Raw genomic sequence first — 20734 nt, forward strand, 5'->3', positions numbered from 1 at the left:
AGGCTCGGAGCAAATCCGCCCCCGAAACGACGCCAGAATCGGGGCCTTGACCACCAATGCCACCTCCAGCCAACTGAAAAGCTTCGCCCTCTGGATCAATTCTTACTGCACCGAACATGCTCTTGCGGAATCGATTCCGTTGGTGAACGGCCAGCAGTGGGTTCTGAGTACTCGCCAGTTCCGCAGGACGCTGGCATGGTTCATTGCCCGCCGGCCGGGTGGGTCGATCGCCGGTGCCATCGCCTACCGCCATCTGAGCGTTCAAATGTTCGAGGGCTACGCAGGCACCTCGGATTCAGGGTTCCGCGCCGAGGTCGAAGCCGAACAGGCTCTCGCTCGCGGTGAAGACTTGATGAGCATTGCCACCGACCATCCCCACACGGTCACCGGTCCTGCTGCCGATCTCGCCCACCGCCGACTGGATGCGTTCGCCACTGCCGCTGCATTCGCTGGAGCAGTCGTCACCGACGGCACTCGCCTCAAGCGCCTGATGAAGCGATCTGAGCCCGCCATCTATCCCGGCACGTTCGCACTGTGCGTGTTCGATCAGGACAAAGCGATGTGCCAGCCCCGTCCGGATCAGGGAGGCAACAGTCGACCACAACTCGGTCACTGCCAGCCCTTGGATTGCAGCAACGTTGCACTGACCGCAGACAACATCGACGCGCTACGCACCGAACATCGATCGTTGCAGCAAGAACTGGCCACCGGGACAACCCTTCCGCCGCTCTTGGTGCACCGACTACGTGAGCGACTGAGCCGACTGACCAACTTCCTCGACCTCTACGTAGATCCCGACCCGGCACCGATCCGCACCCAGACGGTCAACCCGAAACGATGACCGATCAAGCAGATCAATCGGATGCAGCGCTCATCGACGAAGCGATCGAGCGCCTCGAAGCCGCCGCCGGCCGCACACCGTCGGTGCTGACCTTGGCGCGGCACCTGGGTCTTGCGAACACCACATTTCGGCGGCGTTACCCCGACATCGTCGATCGGCTGCGTGCCTCGGGCCCGGCATCGACTGCACCTGCCGTAGACCCTCTGAAGGTCGATTCGGACATTGTTCGACTTCGGCAACGGAACCGACAACTCACCGATGACCTCACGCTGGCGATGTCGAGTATCCAGCGCCTTTCCATCGACAACCGTTCCCTGCGGCGGCAGCTCGACGCTGCCGCTGCCGTCACGCACCTCCCGAGAAGGGGTGACGAGATCGGATTCTGATAGGTATCGCCACACACCTCAGTGCGCCCTTTTCAGTAGGCAACGGCTGATAAGCACATCGCCGCGATTCGAGGGAATTACCGCGCTGTTCGAGGCGACCTGGGGTTTTGTCGCGGATTTTGGACAGACTTCTCCCAGGTAAGGGCGATGGGTGTTGTTGCTAGCGCTGTCTGCGGTGTGCCTTGGCGAGTCGGACTTGGCGTGTGCACGCCCGGTCCGAGACCAAGGGCAGCAGCAACCGAAGTTCGCGAAGAACTCCGGCGACTGCGCCGAGCAGAACAGCGTTCAGGACGAGGTCCATGACGCCACCTCCGCTTCTGGGGTGGAATGGCTGGCGCTGAAGTGCCAGCGTGACCTGCCGCGTTCTCGGGGCAGGAGCTTGCGGCCCGACAACGGGCACGAAAAAACCCGGCCTCACGAATCGGGAGCCGGGTTGTCGTTGTCGGACGAGATTTGGGCACGAAAATACCGCGCGGTGGACATTACCCTGTGGATAACTCGATCCGCGGCCCTTCCGGCTGTGCGTTCGCAGATATTTCGGTTCGGGCAGTTGAACGATCACCGCCGTGACTGCTCGACCGGAGAGTCACGATCAGCCGACATCCGGAGCTCCATCGGACGCGGTCAACGCTCCGCGTGGCGACTGCCGACGATCGCTGATCAGGCCCCTGACTACTTCAGGCGTGCGACGAAGTCGGTGATACAGATGCGCGCTTGCTGTTGTGTCGTGTGCCCGGCCATGACCAGCGACCCCAGTCCGTGCATGAACGCCATGCACTCCGTTGCCAGATCCGTCGCCCGACGTCCGCTGATGCCCGGGCTTCGGGTGTGGCACAGATCGGTGAGGTGGTCATGGATCGCTGTGAGGTGCGCGCGATACGCATCGGCGACTAGGGATTCGGTTGTGATGGAAAGTAGTTCGAGCGACACCCCGACGCGGTGGAGCGAGCGGCTGGCGTCGTCGGTCGGTAGGGCTTCGAGAAGGAACTCCTCGATCGAGGGGTTCGGGTCCGCAGAGGCGTGCTGCCACCGTTCGACGCTGCGCCGGGACAGCCGGCTGAGTGCCGAGTGGAGGAGCTCGTCTTTGCTGTTGCCGTAGTACTGCACCAGCCGGAGCGAGACACCTGCTTCGGCCGCGGCGGCACGCATGGTGACCGCGTCGAGTCCTCCGCGGGCCAGTAGTCGTTCGACCGCGTCGAGAATCTGCGTTGTTCGTTCCTCGGTGGCCATTCCACACACCTCCCGTCCTTGATACATTCGTATCACTTATACGGATGTATCAAAGGGGGGAAGATGAGCTCGCGTCGTGCTCTGTGGGTCGCATCGATCGCTCAACTCGTCGTCGTGGTGGACGTGTCGGTCGTCAATGTGGCACTGCCCTCCATCCAGGACGACTTGGGTCTGGGTACTGCGATGACGTCATGGGTGGCCACCGGGTACAGCGTGGCGTTCGCGGGAGCGTTGTTGGCGGCCGCGCGGCTGGCGGACTCGTTCGGTGCGGCTCGGGTCGTGTTGTGGAGCACGGTCGCGTTCACGTGCGCCAGCATCCTGGGTGGCCTGGCTGTGACCGGACCGATGCTGGTCGCTGCTCGTATAGGCCAGGGAATGGCTGCTGCAGCGTTGTCTCCGGCCACGTTCACGTTGCTGACCGTGACGTTTCGCGAGGGCCCTGATCGGACTCGGGCGATCGCCCTGTGGACTGCGGTCAGTGTCGCAGGCGGCGGGGTCGGCAACATCCTCAGCGGTGCACTGACCGAAGTGTTCTCCTGGCGTGCAGTGCTGTTGATCAATGTGCCGGTCGGGATGTTCGTCGCCGCCGCCGCCCGCCGCCTGCTCGCCGCACGAGGACCGGTCGCTGGCACCGGGGTGAGGTGGTCGTCGGCGGCAGCATCGATGTTCGCATTCGGTTCGGTCGTGTATTCGCTGTCGATGTTCGCCGACGACGGCCGACTCTCCGGTCCTGTGCTGGCGGCGTTCGCGATCGGTGTCGCCTCGGCCGCGACCTGGATGCGTCTGGACCGACGAAGTGAGTCACCGTTGATCCCGTCGAGTCTGTGGCGTCGACGGAACATAGCCTTGGGGACGACTGCGACGGCGCTGACCGCGGTCTGTTTCCAGGTGGGTATCTGGTACTTCCTGACGTTCCGATTGCAGCAGGACTGGCAGTACAGCCCGATCCAGACAGGTCTCGCGTTCCTTCCATTGACGGTATCGCTGATGGCGGTGAACCTTGCGCTCGTGCCTCGACTTCTCGACCACATCGGTGCCCGCATACTGATCTTCACCGGGGCTGCGGTTGCCGCGGCGGGGGTGTGGTGGATCGCGGACGCGCAGACAGGTGCGTTCTGGAGTGCCGTAGCCGGTCCCTCGATTATCATCGGAATCGGTGGAGGCCTGATGAATACGCCACTCGCTACTGTCGTGACCTCGGGAGTACCGACAGAGCAAGCAGGGGCGGCATCGGGCCTGATGAACACCGCCAAACAATTCGGCGGCGCGGTCGGACTGTCCGCTGCAGCGGCCGCGACCACGATCTCCCACAACGAACGAGCACCGTATCTGGTGATGGTGGCCGCACTGGCAGCAACGGCTGCGATCATCTTGCTCACGCGAGCCCCTGCTGCAGGCGATCTCACGCCGCGCCCGAACGTGAGATAACAACAGTGGCAAAGTCATTCGGCCCTGAGGGTAAGCGAGGGTACCGGTGTGAGTGCAACGAGCACTGCCACCGCTGCGGGAATCACCGCGAATGCGAGGACGACGGGGTGTAGCTCCCTGCCACGTCATGGCCCACTGACAGTGCGAGCGGCCCGAACGCGGTGAATCCCACAGCGATCATCGTCGATACTCCGCGTATTCCGCCGACGTGCGCGGCACCCGCCCACCCGAGTCGGCCGTATCATACGATGCCCGCGAACCATGACAATCTCTGCTGTAGAGCGACTTTCATTCGGCATGGAACTGGTCGCGCAGTTGATGCTGAACGCAATCACCCGTCGTCCATGCGGTCTGGGACTGGCCCGTGAACGGTTGCGTGTGCAAACGAACCATGTTTCACTGAGGGAAATAAACCGCTCGGTCTGGCGGGGGATGTGGATGAGTGCAGCTACCGCCTCACGGCCCAGCCGTCCGCGTTCGATACCGGATATCGCCCGCAGGATCTCGGTTTCAGCCGTGTACAGGCCACCACAGCAGGGGTGATGCATGTCGCAATTGATACTTGGATACGACGCCTCGTGCGGATCGTGCTCTCGGGCAAGCGCACGTATACAGGATCTGCTGGGCTCGAAACTGACGATCAAGCCGTTGACCTCGTTGTGGGACGAGCGCCGCGAGGTGTTCGGGGATACCCCGCCGTGGGCTCCTACCCTCATTGAGTTGCAACCGAGCGGGCAAGTTCGTGGGTGGGCGGGTGTAAGGATGGGACCCCGCCTCACTCGTGAATTCGGTGTCAAACGCTCGATGCAAGCACTTCAGGTTATCGGCGAAGAGATGCCCGCGCGCAACAGACGGTTCGACAAGACTGCCACGCACGGTCGAAGAAGATTTTTGGGAGGCGTTGCGGCTGCCGTAGCAGGCTTGACGCTACTGAGCCCGATAGCATCCGCTCGAACGCCGTCTCGGGCACCGCCGAAGGCGACATCCAAACAATTGACCTATTCCGAAATCAACCCGGACGACGTCAATAGGATTCTCAACGCCCCGGATTCGCGCCGGATCCTCGATCCGACAGGCTTGTTCGATGAGATCAGCACCGCAAGTAGCGACCCGAGTTCATGGTGGGTCACCGATAGCGGATCCGAGTACCCCGCAAGCCAACGTTGGGTATTCGGTATGAGTCTCGACGAGAGTGGTACAACGCTGGCAATCGCTGACAATACAAGTAGCCAAATATATCGGCTTTATGAAACGTCCTCAGCGGCGACCGCAGATCGTGGAGCGGAGGCTCTCCAGTTCGGCGACGGTGCGAGCGGCGAGGGTTTGACTGTGCTCGGTGTAAGTCACAACGGTGAACAACCCGGAACCGGCAACCTCGAACGGGCAGCCACAACCGGCTCGTCATGTACCGGATGCGTGGGTTCCGGCGGTCCGGGAGATTTTTCGACGCGGGAAGTGCCTGTATGCAACTCCAGCATCAATGCAGGCTGTATCTTGAGCACACTCGGGTGCGCGGCATGTGTCGCCTCGTGCGCAGGCAGCCCTTTGTCTTGTGGGTTCTGCCTCGCCGTGTCCTGCGGAGGCGCAATCGCATCAGCGTCCGCTTGTTGTGACGGAACGAGACCTCAATTCAGTGTTACCGGTGCTCGAGTTCCCTCTAGAGTCCGAGGAGTTGACGGTGAATTTTCCGAGCGGGAAAAAGTGGATTTTCTTCTGGTCGGCGCTGGCGTTGCTGTGGGCCGTTGTCGCGGTGATTCGAGCTCAGGGCGGTGAGTTTGCGGTCTGGCCATGGGTGGCTACTGGCTTGTTTGCTGCGGCCGCAATTCTGACCGGGCTTCGCACATTTCGCCGCAGAGGTGAAACGAGCATGAACTCGTGAATCTGTAGGGAGCATCCCCGACGCGGGCATTCATCGTCGATGCCCCCAAATCCGTTGTCTCCAATGCTCGCCACCGCTGGGCCGCTCCCGTCCGGACCGGCCTGAGTGTGGGAATGGAAGCGGGACGGCCAACGCGGGGTCAGCGTTGTCGACGGCACATCCCGGGTGAAACTAGTCTTGCGCAACGGAACCGACATGTCCGCCTCGTTCCCGGATGTGGCGGCGACCTGACAGATCACATCCCCTCCCCCGCGCAAAGACCGGTCAATTGGTCAACGGGAAACCGTAGCTACAAGCAAGCCAATCGCCGGTCCCGGTGCGTGCCCATGCGAACAAGGTGCCCTCGACGGTGGTATCCATGGCGAGGCCTTCGGATCTCTCGCCTGTCCGTCACAGTTGCTGGGGTTTGACTGTTCAGCGACAAAATCGCCGTCCAACCTACCTTGTCGGTAACCACACACGCGCAGCGCTAACGGAGGCAGGCGGACGACCACCACAAACTTGTAGTCGAGAAATTCCGCTGATCGCGGTTAGACCTCGATAGTACGACCTCAAAGATGCCCATGATCGTGGGACTGAGCGTCGTTAATCCAAAATTCGAGCGTCACCAGCGTTTTGCTCGATCGTCACCGGGGTTTGATCGCCAATTAATATGGTCGCGAACTTTAGCGCCGGTGGCCCTGCTCGCCCGACGAGGACATAGACCTCATCACCGTCGACCATCGCTACTCTACGAAAGCTCGAACGAACCAGGTGCCTGGTTGGCCTTCAGAAAAGTTGCACCCTCTCACGCGACTAATTTCAGTAGCTTTTGAGATCCTCGACTGGCGGCTTGGTCCCCATGAGCGCTTATCCAGGCCTCGACGATATCCAATATGGATGTACCAAAACTGAGCTCCATGTGGGACGTCATTGCCGGAATCTCCAATATTTGGCGCGCTATCGATTCCGCATCATCACCCGGTTTCAAGCTCACCTGAATACGCGGGCCGCTCGGTCCAGACATATCCAAAGACTTACGTCCAGTCCGACTATGGATTTGCATCTCTAAGGGGCGTGGATCGGATCCCGGGGGGATACCGTTTACCATCAATTGGCCATCAATGAGCGCGACACGGCCGTAGAAGGAAAATTTCACCTTTTCGCCCGCAAACAGCTCCGGCCAATCGCCGTCAGCATGGGCGTTAGCAGGAGTCCACATCGCGTTAAGTTCGATAGCCTTCGCAGGATCGCTCCCTGCTTTACCGGCAAGCAACATAGCGACCGTACGCGGGTCAAGAGGAGGCCTGCTTCCACCTCGATGTAGATCCCCGTTGATTAAGTCGAAGGGGATTGGCGCTTCGCCAGACTGCTCGGCTTTCAAAGCGTGTTTACCACTTGGCGAGAGGCTGCATCTGGTGTATTCAGGCGGCGCAGCAGGTTCGCTCCATAACCCCATATTGCCGTCGGCTACGATGAGCGGCAGTGGCATGAGGTAGTCGTGGCTAAGTGCACATAGAGCGGCATATGTCGATGCCGGCTGGTAAGCAGGAACACCTCGGGCCATGGCCGACAGTACTTCCATACTTCCTTTTTTACCGTTGCGGTCAACCGCTCCGGCGAGCGATAGCTCGAAAAGATCGAGCCCAGCCTTTCCCAGCGCAATCGGGATCGTATCAGTCATTGTGCATTCCTACGGTTGCCATACGCGACTCGTGTGGGCCCGGGTGGCGATATCGACACCCGGGCCCACACCTTCAACACATCGACAGTCTACGTGTTTCCTTCAACGAATCGGCACGGCCTGACGGGGCCACAGGTCACGCGGTCAGATTGCGACGATCCCAATCCGAACAGATTTGCTGTCAGCCAACCCCTTCCCTCCGCCGCGATGTAGATATGGTGGATGTCCCAGAAGTATCTCTTATCCTCGGACGGATAGGGCAGCTTGTCGAAACCTTCGTCCCAGTAGGGCTCAAAAACAGTCCCGTTCAAAGCGGGCACGCCGAGGTTGTATTCGGTGTCATCGGCGTACTCATATATGTCGAGATCACTCATAAACGGCCGACGATCCTCTCGGATCCTCAACTGAAATCTGAGTTCGATAGGTACCTCATCTTGGAATCCTACCGAGATATTCCCGCTATGGTTATAGATGGAAACACGCATACTAATCGAGGTCGACCCGTTTGTACCGTCTGAATAATTCCAGATTATTTGTTCGTAGTTTGTCACGGAGTGCGAGTCATCAATTCGAGCGCGCGGCATTATTTCAGGTCCCTCACGCCCCTCCGGAAGCGTGCCCCTGCCGTCTGGGGTCTGTGCCGGATCGTCGGGATTAATCTCCTCACCAGTAGATGTGTCGATCACAGTCGCACTCGGGTCCGAATCATTCTCAGTGGGGACGGTGACAGTCAAGGTGTCGCCGAAACACGTCCAATCAAATCCAGTCCCATAATTTTCCATGGCGTAGTCGGTGCAAGGAGTTTGCATTGGCGTTGCATCTGGCTCCTGCTGTGCAGTGGCCATCGGAGCACTGAGGGCAAGCATCGACGCGCATACTGAGCTTTTCAGAACAGTTGCGCATCAACATGCGCAGAGCGCGTCATCGACGCGACACGTCATCGAATGATCACCAATGCAGTTGGTCTGGCGTAGCGACGGTGGCGGTGAACTGCGTCGTTTCGAGCAGCTCGCGTGTGATTCGGACACCGGTGAGTCGTTCCGCGAGCGCGAACGATCCCGCGACGTGGTGGAATTCTCTACCCGGCGTCTCGTCGAGGTCGATTCCGCCCACCTCACCGATCAGCGCGATGATCTCGGCGCGTGCATCAGGTGCCTGGCGGTCGGCGAGTACCCCCACTAGGTCCGACTGCGGCAACAGTGGCTCGAACGTGATTCTCAGAACACCCCGCGACCACCACTCGAATCTGTCCGCCCCGTGGACCACAACGTCGTGGGTCGTGACGATCTCGGACATCGCCGCCGAGATGCCGAGAAACCCCGGCGTCTGGAGCAGCATCGTCCACCCGCCGGCGACCTCGGCGACTGACAACAGTTGGGTGTTCACGCCATCGACATCGTGCCGCTCTCTCAGGCCGGAGCCCTTCCGATATGCGGCTTGGGCGCCGACTACCGTCAGTCGGTCGTCGGATGCCTCGAGGCTGGCCAGAACTTCTTCGGGCGTGCTTGTTGCGATGAGCGCCAAGCAGTAGCCGTCGGAGGTGAAGACCCCGAAGTCCTCGACCCAGAGGTAATCACGATAGTTGGTCACATTCACTCCTTATCAGGTCCTGCAGCAATAAGCCGTCAGAATCGAAGAGGCCGACGGCATCACCGATCCCACGCGTAGTCGTGAGGCTCACATCGTTCACCTGCTGGATCGATAACCTGATGGCCGTCCTTGAGTTCATGCGGTTCGGCCCACGCAATCGGTGCGGAAACTGCTGAACAGGATTGAGGAGTTCAGAGCTGCTTGCGCATCTTCACACTTGTGGTTTCATAACCGGCTGACTCGTAAAGCCCGCGCGCGACCGCATTGAAGCCGAACACGCTCAGTCCCAGCGTCCGCGCGCCCTGCGCCCGTGCATGGTCTTCGGCGAGCTGCATCGCTGCTCGCCCATAGCCCCGGCCTCGGTGCTCGGGCTCGATTACGACATCCCACACCCACCAAGAGCTGGCGTCGTCTGAGTTGTCACGGCCAATCCAGAGGTATCCGACGATCTGGCCGATGTCGTCAACGAGGTCGAACACAGTGTTACCCGGTGTGGGAGCACCCGCTGGGAAAGCACGCTCGAGAGCATCACTGGAGTGCTCTTCAGCGGCGCGTGGCGTCTCACCTGTAGCGATCAGGTCCGTCTTGTACTCGCTCTGGCTCCGTTTCAGCCATGAGGGAAACCGTTGAAGAGTGATCGGGACGAGTGTGATCGACATGTCGACAGTCTGACAGCGGCCTCGCGCCGACCCTCGACAGTGGTAGAACGAACATGCGAAAAGGACAAACGATGCAGAACGGACAGTTGCCACAGCGATAGGGGTCGGCCGAATAGTCTGGGGTGCGACCACAGCGCTCGTACCGGCCCGTGTTCATGGTGCCCTCGGGGTCCACTACCCGGGACCAGACCGCGGCATCTGGATCAAGGCATTCGGCGTCCGCGACATTGCGCTTGGCGCGGCGGCCCTTCACCCCGATCAGACCGTCAGGCGATTAGTCCTGCAGGCAGGTATTGCGATTGATCTCATAGACGCGGGGGTAGTGATCGCGGCCGCCCGCAATGGCGTCCCCTCTCGAGCGGCCGGGATAGGGGTCCTACTCGCGGGCGGTACTGCGGTGGTTGCAGCCCTAGGCCCGTCACTGCTTCGCCGATCAGGGCAAGGCACGCGCTGACACCGCAACCCTCCGTGCGCGTTGTCACCTACTGGGGTTACAACTGGTTCCTAACAGTTGCTCAATTCGAGCAGATCATACGTCGACTGAACGCGATCGTGACTTCATTTTCAACGAAACTAGTTCTCCTGAAACCAGATTGGCGTAGGTGGCGTATCCTCCTTCGTGCTTTTCGGTGATCTGGTAGCGGTAGCCGAGCATGGTCGAAACGACGGTCAGGGGGCTTGGTCGAGCTCCCCGTCGCCAAGTACACGGTCGAGTGTGGTGCGCCCGATTCGACTCATGGTCGGGTTACTGTCGAGGTAGTACCACACCAACCCGATTGCTTGTTCGAACGCCCATGCTTTGCCGCGTCGCCATTGCTCGTCGTCGACACCGAGTCTGCGCCGCAACACCTCTCGCGGTCCGGCGTCGAGCAGGTGCCATGCTCCCACGAGATCGAGGGCTGGATCCGCAGCGGCCAAACCCCCGACATCGAGCACACCCGCGAGGCGACCGTCGGCAACCAGGACGTTTCCGGGCATCAGATCGCAGTGGTTCATCACATCCGGGCTGTCTCCGCGAGGTAGCTCACGCCATTGTGCCCACGCCTGCGACAGCGACGCCACATCCATCAGTCCGGCGCTGCGTGAGATGCACTCTCGTACCCAGTCGTCGTGAGATGCGAGGTCGCCGCCACGCCCGCAGCCGTTGTAGGTCCGACCGCCTGAGGCGATACCTCGCACCTGCATGATGAACTCGGCGAGGTCCTCGGCGAAAGGCTCCGACTGAGAGAGATCGCCGGTCGTTGCGGGGTCCCCGTCGATCCATGTCTGTACCGACCACGGCAGTGGGTAGTCACCGCCGGGCTCGCCCAGGGCCACGGGTTCAGGCGTGGCGAAGCGCGTGCTGCCGGCAAGCTCGCGAGCGGCCTCCAACTCTGCGAGTACTTCCGCTCGCGTCGTGTCGACATCATGGGCTTCGAGCCGGAACCGGGCCACGAGATCGGTACCGATCCGGAAGATCGCGTTTTCCGTGCCGCCGGCATGCACCTGGTCGAGCGCGAGGTCGCGCCAGTCGGAGAACTGCGTGTCGATCAGTGCGCGCACGGTCGAGATCGAGATCGTCACCTGGTTCGGATGCATGTCCACTCGTGCCAGTCTTGCGACCGACGGATTAGCCGTGCAACTGGTTTTGCCCGCTCGGCCCGGTTGCGCTGCCACGGTTTGTTGCGACGCACACAACGGCAGGGCCGTGCGACGTGGCGGGTGGACGCCAGTTCGATAGCGTGCGGGACCGGATCGTCGAGCCCGGCCACGTATCACGTTGTGCGGCAATCCCTGTCGCTCGACACGCGTTGTGCAGAATTGCGCACAGGCTTCTTAAGTCGACTGGGCGCGTGACGCTACGGGCACCCGGCGGTGCAGGGCGACACAGGTAATGACGGTGACGACCATGATGGCGGCGCCGATGCAGGATGCGATCGTGTACGCGCCGTCGATTGGGAAGGTGTCGGTGGTGCCCGCCGCGAGGACGAGTCCGCCGACGGCGCTTCCGAGTGAGAACCCGACACTGCGGACGACCTGGTTGACGCTCATCGCGCTCGACGTCTCTTCCGGGTCCGTGACCGCGAGGATGACGCCGGGCATCGCGGAGGAGAAGGATCCGACTCCGAACCCGAGCACCGCCATCGCGACGAGGAGTTCGGCGATGTTCGACCGAGCGGCGGCGAAGACGACGAAGCCGGCGAGTACGACGGCAGCCCCGGCCGCGAGGGTCAGTGGGGCACCGAGGCGACGGGCCAGGTGTGGGGTGAGTTTGCCGGCGGCGAATCCGAGTGCGGAGAACGGGACGAGGACGAGCCCGGCGACGAAAACGGTCAGCCCGAATCCGTAGCCGGCAGACAGTGGTGTTTGGGCGTAGCGGGTGATCAGCGTCAGCAGCAGGTACATCCCGACCCCGCCGACGAACATGGCGACATTCGCCCCGGCGACGGCGGGGTGCGCGAGCAGCCGAACGTCGACCAGTGGTGCCGCGGTGCGCCTTTCGACGATCACCCAGACTGCGAGTAGGACGGCGGCGGCGAGGGCCAGGAGCGCAGCGAGCGGGAGGTGCTCGGTCCACAAGTGCGTCTGACTGGCCAGGAACAGGACCAGGAACAGAGCCGCTGCCAGCAGGAGAGCGCCGGGTATGTCGACGCGGGCGGGCCGTCCCGGCGGCGGCGACGGGATGGTGCGCAGCGCCGCGGCGAAAGCGATGATGGTGACGAGGACGCCCAGGCCGTACGCGGTGCGGAGACCACCGATCTCGGTGAGCAGTCCGGCAAGCGGGTAACCGATACCGATACCGATGGTGGAGGCGACGGACAGCAGCGCAATGGTGGAGGACGCTCGGTGGTCGGGGAGGTGATCGCGGGCGACGCCCATCATCAACGCGGTCAGGCCCAGTCCGGTGCCCTGGGCGGCGCGGCCGACGAGCAGCCACCCGAACGGTAACGGGAGCACGGTGAGGACGCTGCCGGCCACGACTACGGCCAGGGTGATCAGAATCGTGGTCCGGCGGTGCGGTCCTGCGCCGAGCCGGCCCAGCACCGGGCCGGCGATCGCGCCGGTGAACAGGGTGATCGTCAGCGTCCACTGGGCGGAGGCCAACGACACGTCGAGTGTGGTTGCGACACTGGTGATCAGTGGTGCACCGAGGCTGCCGACAGCGGCGACGACGAGCGCGATGAACATCAGCGTCGGGATGAGCGCTCGCGGCGGCGTACCGGCTGCGGGGGTGTTCATCGGTTCGTCTCGGTGGTGATGTGGTCGAAGAGCCCGGGTTGGATGCGGGTCTGGATAGCTGTGGCCCACGGTTCGTCAAGATTCGGAACCTGGAGGGCAGCAGCGTTGTTGAGGAGCATGCCGAAGGCGAGGAATGCTTTGACGGTGACGTCGTCGAGGCCGGTGATGCCGGCGACGGTGGTCCACATGCGTCCGAAGCTGTCGCGGACCGCACCCTGGACGTCGGGGTCGCCGCACGCGGCGAAGCCCTGCAGCTGCAGCAGCAGAGCCGTGCGGTCGCTGAGCATGTCGTGGTAGCGCGCGCCCATGGCCGCCAACGCGTCTCGGCCCGTGTCGTCGCCGGCCGCCTCGCGCATCGCTTCTGTCAACCGGTCGAACGAGGCGACCATCACTTCGGCGAACAGTGCCTTCTTGGTGCCGAAGATTCGGAAGATGTACGCCTGGGTGATCCCGGCTCGCCGGGCCATCGATTCGGTGGACGCCCCGTGCAGTCCACCGGCGGCGAACTCCTCGGCGGCGATGTCGAGGATCTGGGCGCGCCGGTCGGAGCCGGTCATCTTTCGTTGCTGCCTCACAGGAGCGAGAATACACCCGTTAGTTACTGGTCACTAACTAGTCACACGGCCGCCAGCCAGGATGCTGTTTCCCTGCCCAGACGCTGCGCACACCCCGGCGCAGGCCACGTCGTGGGTGCGCCGAGTGTCGGTTGGCGGTCCATACGGCGCCGACGACGACGGCGGCGCCGAGGAGTTGCAGCCAGGTGGGGCGTTCGTGAAGAACGAGGAATCCGAAGACGATGGCCAGGACCGGTTGCAGGAGAAGCAGTCCCGCGATCGTGTTCGTCGGGAGATCGCGGGATCCGACGCTGACGAACAGCCACGCCGCGACCTGACCCAGCAAGGCCAGGGCGATCATCCACGCCCAGGCTCCGGCGGTGATCGTCAGGTCGAGATCACCGAGCGGAGCCGAGATGACCCCAGCCGTCACCGCCGCGGAGGCAGTGGCGACACAGATCGGGGTAATCGTGTGCTTCGGGCTGCGTTGCCCGGAGCGCCGATTGAGAAACAGATACCCCGCATACGCGACCCCTGCCGCGATGCCGAGGATCGATCCGCGCACCGCGCTGCCGCCGCCGGTGTCACCCGCCGGCCCGATCACCGCGCCGGCGAGGGCGACACCGAGCACCATCGCGGGTGCCGTCACCACGAACCGTCGAGGAACAGCCGTCTTGTCGACCACCAGGGCGAGCAACGGGAGGACGACGACCTGCACGTTGATCAACACGGTTGCGATGGACGCTCCGACGTCGAGGATCGACTTGGTCCACATCACGTAGTCGGCACCCAAGAAAACCCCGGCGACGATCGCCAACGGGTACAGCGGTATCGGCATCGCGCCGCGACGACGCACCTCCCACACCGCCAACGGGACGAGAACGACCAGCGCCAGCGCGCAGCGCAGGAACGCTGCGGTACCGGAGGTGACGTCGGCGAGCTTGACGAACGTCGCCGACAACGACAGCGACGCCGCGCCGAGCACGACCAAGGTCGTCGAACGTCCGAACCGCGGTTCGCTGTCAAGGGTGGCGCTGGCTGTGTATGTCACGTGTTCAGCGAACCAGCACCCCAATTGGTAAGTCTAATTCGTATTACTCGGTTCGATTGCGTAGTCTCGCTTCGATGTTGACCTGGGATCGTATGCGCGTGTTCGCCGCCGTCGCCGAACACGGATCGGTGACGAAAGCCGGGCACGCGTTGCACATGAGCGGATCCGGGGTCACCCAGCACATCCGCAAACTTGAACGCGAAGCCGGCACCGCACTCGTCGAACCCGACGGCCGCACGATCCGCCTCACACCCGCCGGCCGCGTGTTGGCCGTACGGGCCCTCGAGATGGTCCAGGTGGCAGACGCCGCTGCCAGTGACGTTGCCCGCATCGACACCGAGATCGCCGGACTTGTGCGGATCGGCGCAGTGGCGAGCGCTCTACGCCGGCTGGTCGTCCCCGCCCTCGCCGAGATAGTGCTTACCAATCCGATGCTGACCCCGCAGGTCGTCGACGGCGAAGGCGTCCACCTTCTAGCGCAGTTGGAACGACGCGCGCTCGATATCGTCGTCTTCGAATCCTGGGACATCCGGCCCACGGCACTCCCGAAAGGTGTGCACGTGCAGACCCTGCACACCGAGGAAGTCCACCTTGCGCTGCCATCAGCGAGCGGATCTGCGGCGCGGGTGGATCTTTCGGGGCTCGGCGACGCCGTGTGGACAGTGTGTCCGCAGGGATCGGACGCATACGCAGCGACGACACAGGCGCTGCGCGATTGTGGGGTCGAGCCGCGGATCGCGTACGAAGTGTCCGACTACGCAACCCAACTCGCCTTGGTCGAAGCGAACCTGGCCGTCGCACTCTTCCCGGTGACGGCACGCGTCCCCACCGCGGCGGTCACCTACGCACCCACCACGCCGGTCATCACCCGGTCACTGCGCATCGCCACCTCGACCGACCTGCCGGCCGTCACCGCACTGATCGCCGCGCTCACACGGTCACTCGAGACCAACTGAACGACCTTTGAAAGCTCACACGACGATCGCAGGACCAACAACAGTGCGAAACTGCTTCTCAGCAAACCGTTTTCGGCCAATCGAACCGCTCAGGCCAGGGTACGCACTAAAGGTTACCCATCGCGTCCCCGGATACGATTCTGGTCGTGAGGCAACAGCGGCTCGCCAGCGTGAAAATATCCCATGCCGTTCTCACAGTGCTTGTCTCAGTGGCTCTGCTGGTAATGGTAGGCATGCGCTACGACCAGCCGCAGATCCTGTCGGGCATGAGTGGACCCGATGAACTCGTGGTCGGCGGCATGTCGGCCCTGCTCCTGTCTGCGTGCGGGCTTGCCTGGTTCTTAAAGACGCTCGGCTTGGTCGAGCGGCGAGAGCGGTCATGGTAGACCGTTGTTCCCCCTGTCTTGGTAGGCCTCGCCCTGGTTGTGTGCACTGCGGTGCCGACCGAGTAGTCGGACCCAACCTCGTTTTTGACGCTGGTCGCGGTGCGAAACTGCTGGGCCAAGTATCTTTCAGTGATGACGCTACGAGGGATGGTGTTCTTCGATATCGACGGAACGTTGGTGCCCTCGATGTCGAGCGGGAGCTTTCTGGCGGCACACATGGGACACCAGCACGAACTCGATGACGCTGAACGACGTTACGCAGTCGGGGAATTGACAAACGAACAGGTCAGCGTCATCGACGCCCGAGGATGGCGCGGAGTGGACACGAGCACCGTCGATCGGTGGCTCGACGACTTACCGGTGATCGACGGGGTCGACGACGTCATCAGCGTCATCGACGCCCGAGGATGGCGCGGAGTGGACACGAGCACCGTCGATCGGTGGCTCGACGACTTACCGGTGATCGACGGGGTCGACGACGTCACGTCGTGGTGCCGCAGTCGTCGGATCGAGCCGGTGCTTGCCTCGTTGGCGTGGCAGCCGGTCAGCAGCGCGATCGCGAGGCGGTACGGTTTCACCACCAATGGCGGTCCACAGGTGGGGATTTCAGAATCGGTCTATGACGGCACGGTGGCCGAGCATTTCGACGAGTTCGACAAACGTGACCGCGCGGTAGCGCTGGCGGGCGAACGGGGGATACCACTGCACCGGTGCTGCGCTATCGGTGACAGCCGTTCGGACATTCCCTTGTTCGAGGTTCTTCCCGAATCGCTAGCTCTGAACGCGAATACCGCCGCCCGTGAGGCGGCGACCGCAGCACTCGATACCCGTGATCTCACTGCGCTGCTGCCGTGGTTGCAGCAGTGGGAACAACACCTCGATTGACGTCCTGACCTGCGACCGGTGTTGGTGGTGGCCGAGTACGGTATGGCCATGAGTGATGCATGGAGCAACATCTCGCTGGCCATGCACGCGACGTTGACCGGTCAGTGCCTATGAGTGGTTATGTGCGAAAGCTTGCCCGAAGGTGACTGTTGACTTGTTCTGTTGCGTTCGGTGGTCAGTTCGTGGATGACCTGCGCGTAGATGTTGACTTGTTTCCGCAGCCGATTGTTTTCTTGCCGAAGGCGATCGTTCGCCGCTTCAGCTGTTTTCGCGCGTCTATCGAGGTCTTGGAACGCAGCTGGCATCTTGCCCTGTGTTCGTACCCGTTGTGTGAACTGTTCGGCGAGGTCGGTGTGTTTGTGTGTCAGGACCCATCGCTTGACGTCGGCTTCGACGGCAAGCTGGACGATGCTCAGGGCACCGGTCGAGCGTTGCGGTGTGCCGTCGAGCAGCCGCGTGATGGCTGCCTCGATCGCATGGCGTTCCGTCGTATTCTCATAAGTCATGATCGTTGCCTTCGCGGCGATTGTGTTGAATGACAGCGTCTTCGAGTCGGAGTAGTTGTTGTCGTTCACGTGCAGCACGTATCGGTGGTGCCAGAGGATCGTCGACCAGGATGCGGAGAGTTTCGATATCGGTGGTGAGTTCGTCGATATCGCGGTCCGTGCGGGCGATGTTGACGCAGTTGGGTCGGCAATCGGTGAGGTCGGGGGTGCGGCGGGTGTCGGTGTCGTCTCGGCTGAGGTGGCATGCCGCCCGGCGCGGGTCGAAAACGCAGGTCATCCCGTGTCCCGGGTAGATTTGCAGGTCTGGGTTGGCGAGCAAGGTGCGTGCATCGCTGCTGGTGCGTAGGACGTGTCCGGCGAATCGTTGCGCGCCGTCGACGCGGTGCCGGTAGGTGTGTGCAGCCGGGCCGCTGACATGTTCACCGTGTCGAAGGTGCTCGTCCGCGTCGGCGAGGAGGTCGAGTCGGGCGAGCCACTCCTCGAACGCCAGGTCGTCGGGGAACCCGGAGGCGTAGCTGCCGGCGTAGCCGACGGTCATCTGCACTTTCAGGTGACCGTATTGGATCGCGGCAGCGACGAGGCCGCGTGGTTTGCGGGCGATGAACCAGGCCAGAGTGCGTCTCAGACGGCGGGCTGGAATGCTCGGATCGGTCGGATCGGGTGGTATGACGTCGGTGCGGCCGGTGGCTGCGCAGTAGGAGTCGACCCAGCCGATCATGTGGGCGATGTCGGTGTTGATGCTGCCGGTGGTGCGGGCTTGTCCGGTCCGGAACTGTCGTGGCCCTGAGTTGTGTTCGCCGAGCATGTGCGGGAACAGCAGCTGGTCGTGGTGAAGGTTTTCCAGCACACCGATTGCGGTCGCGACGGGTTCGGCGACCACCCAGGGGTCGGGACGAATCTGTCCTTGCGGCACGGTGGAGCCGCTGGCGTCGTGTACCCCCTTCCAGTGTCGACCACGAATGAGCAGCAAGCCACTGTCGGGATCACGCTGCAGGCATCCGCGTTCGAGGGTGAGTACCTCACCGGTCCGCATGCCGGAGAGGTAGCCGATGACGATGAAGCAGGCGGCGGTGAGGTGGCGGGCCAGCTGGTGGGCTTCGCGTTCGTCGATGGAGTCCCTGCACCATAGCTGCCCGTCGAGCGTGCCGGTGGCCGGTATCAGCAACGGTGCACCTTCGCAGATCGGCAGCCCCGACCGGCTCAGAATGTCGAGGATCTCCGGACGGCGGAGTGCGTCGGGCGCGGTGTCGAGGAGCCGGGCCAGATAGGGCAGGTGATGGATCAGTTCACCGCTGCGACTACGGATGCCCGGTAACGGGCGACCCATATCGCGATACCTATCGATCAGGGTCTTCAGATCGGTGACTAGCTCACCTGGGCGGCGCCGCACCCGGTCAGGCCGTAGACGGGCCGGCAGCATGCGTCGGTGGAGCCGTTCGTATTCACCAAAGCCGGCCGTGATGTCGTCGGCGAAGTCCTCTACGAACCGCAGTGACCACGCCAACAAGCTGTTCATGGTGTCAGGATGAATGCGTGGGGTTCGGATCTCCACATGGCGTGAGGCTTCGAGCAGCCGGTAGATACGTTCGCCATTCCACGGCGGTGTCGGCGGGAGACGATTGGATCTCGGGACGAGTGCCCGGTAGCCCCACATCTTGATCACCGCGGCGAGGAGGTCCTCACGCTTGGCGTACGTCGTCTCCGCGGTTTTGACGTGCACCAGGTAGTCGTCGAGATCGGCGGGGCTGACCTGTGTCAGCGAGTGACATCCACGCGATGCCAGCCAGTCGGTGAAGGCGCGGGTGAACCGGAACATAGTCGAGATCGTCAGCATCGCGGGTGTGCCCCCACGATGATGTCTGTTGACAGTGGCGTCGTCACCACCAGGGTTGATCATTGCCCAGTACAGGTGTTTGAGAGCGAGCACGAAATCGGGGTGCACGGACCCGAAGTTGAGCGAGGTGCTTCGTGCGTGCGGAGCCAACAACGCAGGTGTCAGAGTCCACCGTTCGTCACCGAAACGGGAGAGTGCGGTTACATCGGTATCGGCCCGTAATGGACGGTTTTGCAGCACAACGGTTTCCGGTCCCGGGAACCTCGCATCGCCATTGTCGGTGAGGACGCTGGTCGCGGTCATCGGATGTCCAGGTTGCGCGCTAGAAACATGGTGACCAGAGTTCGTTGTTCCTCACTCACGTTTATGCGCGCCTCCTCGATGACGGTGTCGGGGTATCGGCTCATCACATCGGCGAGTTGAGCCACGGGGCCTGCGAATCGCTGCGCCCACCGCAGCGGCGTCATCTCCTTCGCCTTGTTTTGCAGTCTGTCGTGGACTTCGGCGATGACCGGTAGGTGCTGTGGAGTTGCCCGCGCGCACGGGCACGACAAGCACAGCAGAAACGATGCCGTGCACGGCTGCCCCACGGGGGCGTGTGGACTGTGGGTGTTGTCGACACAACCGGCAACAACGGTGTCGAGACGGCCACCCAACAGGTCAGTCAGCACGCTGGCGGTCAGCCCGACTTGAGCGGCGACTGCGCTCGGATCGGTGCGAGCGTGTTCGATTTGTTTCGCGGTCAGGCTGCGCATCACCGCAGTGCGCCGCGCTTCGGTGACCTGCTCGTCGAGGGTGGTAGCCACGATCTGCTGATATTCCGCGAGATTGCCGCGATGCCGGGCGAGATAGTCGTTGGCGAGTGTCTGCTCGGTGTGTGCGACCGGTTGCTGGTGCTGTTCGAGCCAGTTCATCCGTAGTCGTCTGCTGTCGAGTCGCCGCGGTACAGGCTGACCGGTCTCGTCGACCGTATCACCGAGCACACCGCGTGCTTGTGCCCATTCGCCGAGCACGTTGCGGCGTAACCCTGGCAGGAACAGCATGCCGTTCTTCGGCGTGAAATAGGCGAACAGCACCTCGGTTTCGGCGCGAGCGCGCACCGGTCCGCAAATATCGTGAACGACCTGATACACCGCGTACGCACTGGACAAGTCGAGCCGGGCTGGAGCGGACGCGGCCGCTTCGTGCAAGGCGATGCTCTGGTGGGCGTGATGTCGACCGCGTCGGGGTTTGATCGTCTCCACGATCGCCGTGCGGGAGGCTCCGGCGTCGCCGTCGGGCCTGTGATGCCGTGCTGGGAGCGTGGCGATCGCGGACAGGTTGTGCCCGGTCAGACAGATCAACAACGCTGCCGCAGCGGCGACATCCTGGGGTGTGGGATACAACTCGGCGAACAACACCGCCGTCCCTCCATGGGCGGTGGAAAGATTGTGTCTCGAACCGTTCGCGTACCGGGGCACTTGGTCGTGGCGGTCGATGTGATCGAGTAGCCACCCTCGCTCCCAGCCGTGTTTGTCGAGGTCCCGATCGATCTCCCCGGCCCTCCACCGAGCCAACAGAACACGACCTCCATGAATCCGGTGGACGCATTCGCGCACATGCGATTTCGCTGCTGCCGTAATCCGTGTGAACTCTGCAGCACTGTAGGCCTGGAACTTCTGATTTCT

18 protein-coding genes and 1 pseudogene are annotated in these 20734 nt (G+C 62.6%); 6 read left to right on the forward strand and 13 right to left on the reverse strand.

The window, feature by feature from the left end; genetic code table 11:
* Together CH256_RS26335 and CH256_RS26340 are read left to right on the forward strand one after the other, a co-directional pair.
* A pseudogene (locus CH256_RS26335) lies at positions 1-841 on the forward strand (hypothetical protein); the annotation flags it as partial.
* Entirely contained in the window at positions 838-1227 is a 390-nt protein-coding gene (locus CH256_RS26340; protein WP_032375865.1) for a hypothetical protein, read from the forward strand. The pseudogene CH256_RS26335 and the gene CH256_RS26340, both read left to right, overlap by 4 nt.
* 160 nt (positions 1228-1387) lie before the next feature.
* On the opposite strand, the gene CH256_RS28265 is transcribed toward CH256_RS26340, so the two are convergent.
* Both CH256_RS28265 and CH256_RS26345 read right to left on the reverse strand, forming a co-directional pair.
* A complete protein-coding gene (locus CH256_RS28265; protein ID WP_155290127.1) occupies positions 1388-1528 on the reverse strand; it encodes a hypothetical protein in 141 nt (46 codons plus the stop codon).
* 371 nt (positions 1529-1899) lie between these two features.
* Positions 1900-2457, reverse strand: coding sequence for a TetR/AcrR family transcriptional regulator (locus CH256_RS26345; protein ID WP_032375864.1), 558 nt, complete (start codon positions 2455-2457; stop codon positions 1900-1902).
* Between the two features lie 63 nt (positions 2458-2520).
* On the opposite strand from CH256_RS26345, the gene CH256_RS26350 reads away from it, so the two are divergent.
* Both CH256_RS26350 and CH256_RS26360 read left to right on the forward strand, forming a co-directional pair.
* Complete coding sequence (locus tag CH256_RS26350) at positions 2521-3885, forward strand: MFS transporter (protein WP_052047230.1); 1365 nt, start codon at positions 2521-2523, stop codon at positions 3883-3885.
* Between the two features lie 1678 nt (positions 3886-5563).
* Positions 5564-5764, forward strand: a complete 201-nt coding sequence (locus tag CH256_RS26360) for a hypothetical protein (protein ID WP_141216650.1) — start codon at positions 5564-5566, stop codon at positions 5762-5764.
* Positions 5765-6551: 787 nt separating this feature from the next.
* On the opposite strand, the gene CH256_RS27865 is transcribed toward CH256_RS26360, so the two are convergent.
* The 8 genes from CH256_RS27865 to CH256_RS26400 form a co-directional block, all read right to left on the reverse strand.
* Positions 6552-7427, reverse strand: a complete 876-nt coding sequence (locus CH256_RS27865; RefSeq protein WP_141216649.1) for a hypothetical protein — start codon at positions 7425-7427, stop codon at positions 6552-6554.
* Between the two features lie 89 nt (positions 7428-7516).
* Positions 7517-8272, reverse strand: coding sequence for a hypothetical protein (locus tag CH256_RS26370; RefSeq protein WP_032375861.1), 756 nt, complete (start codon positions 8270-8272; stop codon positions 7517-7519).
* Positions 8273-8375: 103 nt separating this feature from the next.
* Complete coding sequence (locus tag CH256_RS26375) at positions 8376-9017, reverse strand: DUF6461 domain-containing protein (protein WP_141216648.1); 642 nt, start codon at positions 9015-9017, stop codon at positions 8376-8378.
* 191 nt (positions 9018-9208) lie between these two features.
* Complete coding sequence (locus CH256_RS26380) at positions 9209-9676, reverse strand: GNAT family N-acetyltransferase (RefSeq protein ID WP_032375859.1); 468 nt, start codon at positions 9674-9676, stop codon at positions 9209-9211.
* A gap of 669 nt (positions 9677-10345) precedes the next feature.
* A complete protein-coding gene (locus tag CH256_RS26385; RefSeq protein WP_032375888.1) occupies positions 10346-11254 on the reverse strand; it encodes an aminoglycoside phosphotransferase family protein in 909 nt (302 codons plus the stop codon).
* Positions 11255-11491: 237 nt separating this feature from the next.
* Positions 11492-12895 (reverse strand): MFS transporter, encoded by a 1404-nt coding sequence (locus tag CH256_RS26390; RefSeq protein ID WP_032375858.1) that lies wholly within the window; start codon positions 12893-12895, stop codon positions 11492-11494.
* Positions 12892-13470: a TetR/AcrR family transcriptional regulator gene (locus tag CH256_RS26395; RefSeq protein WP_306436679.1), complete on the reverse strand. Its 579-nt coding sequence runs from the start codon at positions 13468-13470 to the stop codon at positions 12892-12894. Before CH256_RS26395 ends, CH256_RS26390 begins: the two co-directional genes overlap by 4 nt.
* Positions 13471-13507: 37 nt before the next feature.
* Positions 13508-14500: a DMT family transporter gene (locus tag CH256_RS26400; protein ID WP_230596115.1), complete on the reverse strand. Its 993-nt coding sequence runs from the start codon at positions 14498-14500 to the stop codon at positions 13508-13510.
* A 74-nt stretch (positions 14501-14574) separates the two neighbouring features.
* Between CH256_RS26400 and CH256_RS26405 the strand changes: the two genes are divergently transcribed.
* Both CH256_RS26405 and CH256_RS26415 read left to right on the forward strand, forming a co-directional pair.
* Positions 14575-15456: a LysR family transcriptional regulator gene (locus CH256_RS26405; protein WP_032375856.1), complete on the forward strand. Its 882-nt coding sequence runs from the start codon at positions 14575-14577 to the stop codon at positions 15454-15456.
* A 518-nt stretch (positions 15457-15974) separates the two neighbouring features.
* Complete coding sequence (locus CH256_RS26415) at positions 15975-16727, forward strand: HAD family hydrolase (RefSeq protein ID WP_094671376.1); 753 nt, start codon at positions 15975-15977, stop codon at positions 16725-16727.
* A gap of 101 nt (positions 16728-16828) precedes the next feature.
* Here CH256_RS26415 and CH256_RS26420 read toward each other — a convergent pair whose 3' ends face one another.
* From CH256_RS26420 to CH256_RS26430, 3 genes are read right to left on the reverse strand one after another with little or no spacing between them, the layout of a single operon-like run.
* A complete protein-coding gene (locus CH256_RS26420) occupies positions 16829-17233 on the reverse strand; it encodes a hypothetical protein (protein ID WP_032375853.1) in 405 nt (134 codons plus the stop codon).
* On the reverse strand, positions 17223-19370 hold the full coding sequence (locus tag CH256_RS28395; protein ID WP_032375852.1) for a hypothetical protein: 2148 nt from the start codon (positions 19368-19370) through the stop codon (positions 17223-17225). The genes CH256_RS26420 and CH256_RS28395 overlap by 11 nt, the downstream gene beginning before the upstream one ends.
* On the reverse strand, positions 19367-20467 hold the full coding sequence (locus CH256_RS26430) for a hypothetical protein (protein WP_141216647.1): 1101 nt from the start codon (positions 20465-20467) through the stop codon (positions 19367-19369). Before CH256_RS26430 ends, CH256_RS28395 begins: the two co-directional genes overlap by 4 nt.
* Positions 20468-20734 lie beyond the last annotated feature (267 nt).

The organism is Rhodococcus sp. 05-2254-6 (assembly GCF_002258565.1).
In the GTDB taxonomy this organism is placed as follows: Bacteria; Actinomycetota; Actinomycetes; order Mycobacteriales; family Mycobacteriaceae; genus Rhodococcoides.

Excerpts from the sequence above, each read along its gene's own strand:
- CH256_RS26350 (WP_052047230.1), top strand. The coding sequence starts at position 2,521 with ATGAGCTCGCGTCGTGCTCTGTGGGTCGCATCGATCGCTCAACTCGTC.
- CH256_RS26420 (WP_032375853.1), bottom strand. The coding sequence starts at position 17,233 with ATGACTTATGAGAATACGACGGAACGCCATGCGATCGAGGCAGCCATC.
- CH256_RS28395 (WP_032375852.1), bottom strand. The coding sequence starts at position 19,370 with ATGACCGCGACCAGCGTCCTCACCGACAATGGCGATGCGAGGTTCCCG.
- CH256_RS26405 (WP_032375856.1), top strand. The coding sequence starts at position 14,575 with ATGTTGACCTGGGATCGTATGCGCGTGTTCGCCGCCGTCGCCGAACAC.
- CH256_RS26385 (WP_032375888.1), bottom strand. The coding sequence starts at position 11,254 with ATGCATCCGAACCAGGTGACGATCTCGATCTCGACCGTGCGCGCACTG.
- CH256_RS26345 (WP_032375864.1), bottom strand. The coding sequence starts at position 2,457 with ATGGCCACCGAGGAACGAACAACGCAGATTCTCGACGCGGTCGAACGA.
- CH256_RS26415 (WP_094671376.1), top strand. The coding sequence starts at position 15,975 with ATGACGCTACGAGGGATGGTGTTCTTCGATATCGACGGAACGTTGGTG.
- CH256_RS26370 (WP_032375861.1), bottom strand. The coding sequence starts at position 8,272 with ATGGCCACTGCACAGCAGGAGCCAGATGCAACGCCAATGCAAACTCCT.
- CH256_RS26340 (WP_032375865.1), top strand. The coding sequence starts at position 838 with ATGACCGATCAAGCAGATCAATCGGATGCAGCGCTCATCGACGAAGCG.
- CH256_RS27865 (WP_141216649.1), bottom strand. The coding sequence starts at position 7,427 with ATGACTGATACGATCCCGATTGCGCTGGGAAAGGCTGGGCTCGATCTT.
- CH256_RS26380 (WP_032375859.1), bottom strand. The coding sequence starts at position 9,676 with ATGTCGATCACACTCGTCCCGATCACTCTTCAACGGTTTCCCTCATGG.
- CH256_RS28265 (WP_155290127.1), bottom strand. The coding sequence starts at position 1,528 with ATGGACCTCGTCCTGAACGCTGTTCTGCTCGGCGCAGTCGCCGGAGTT.
- CH256_RS26390 (WP_032375858.1), bottom strand. The coding sequence starts at position 12,895 with ATGAACACCCCCGCAGCCGGTACGCCGCCGCGAGCGCTCATCCCGACG.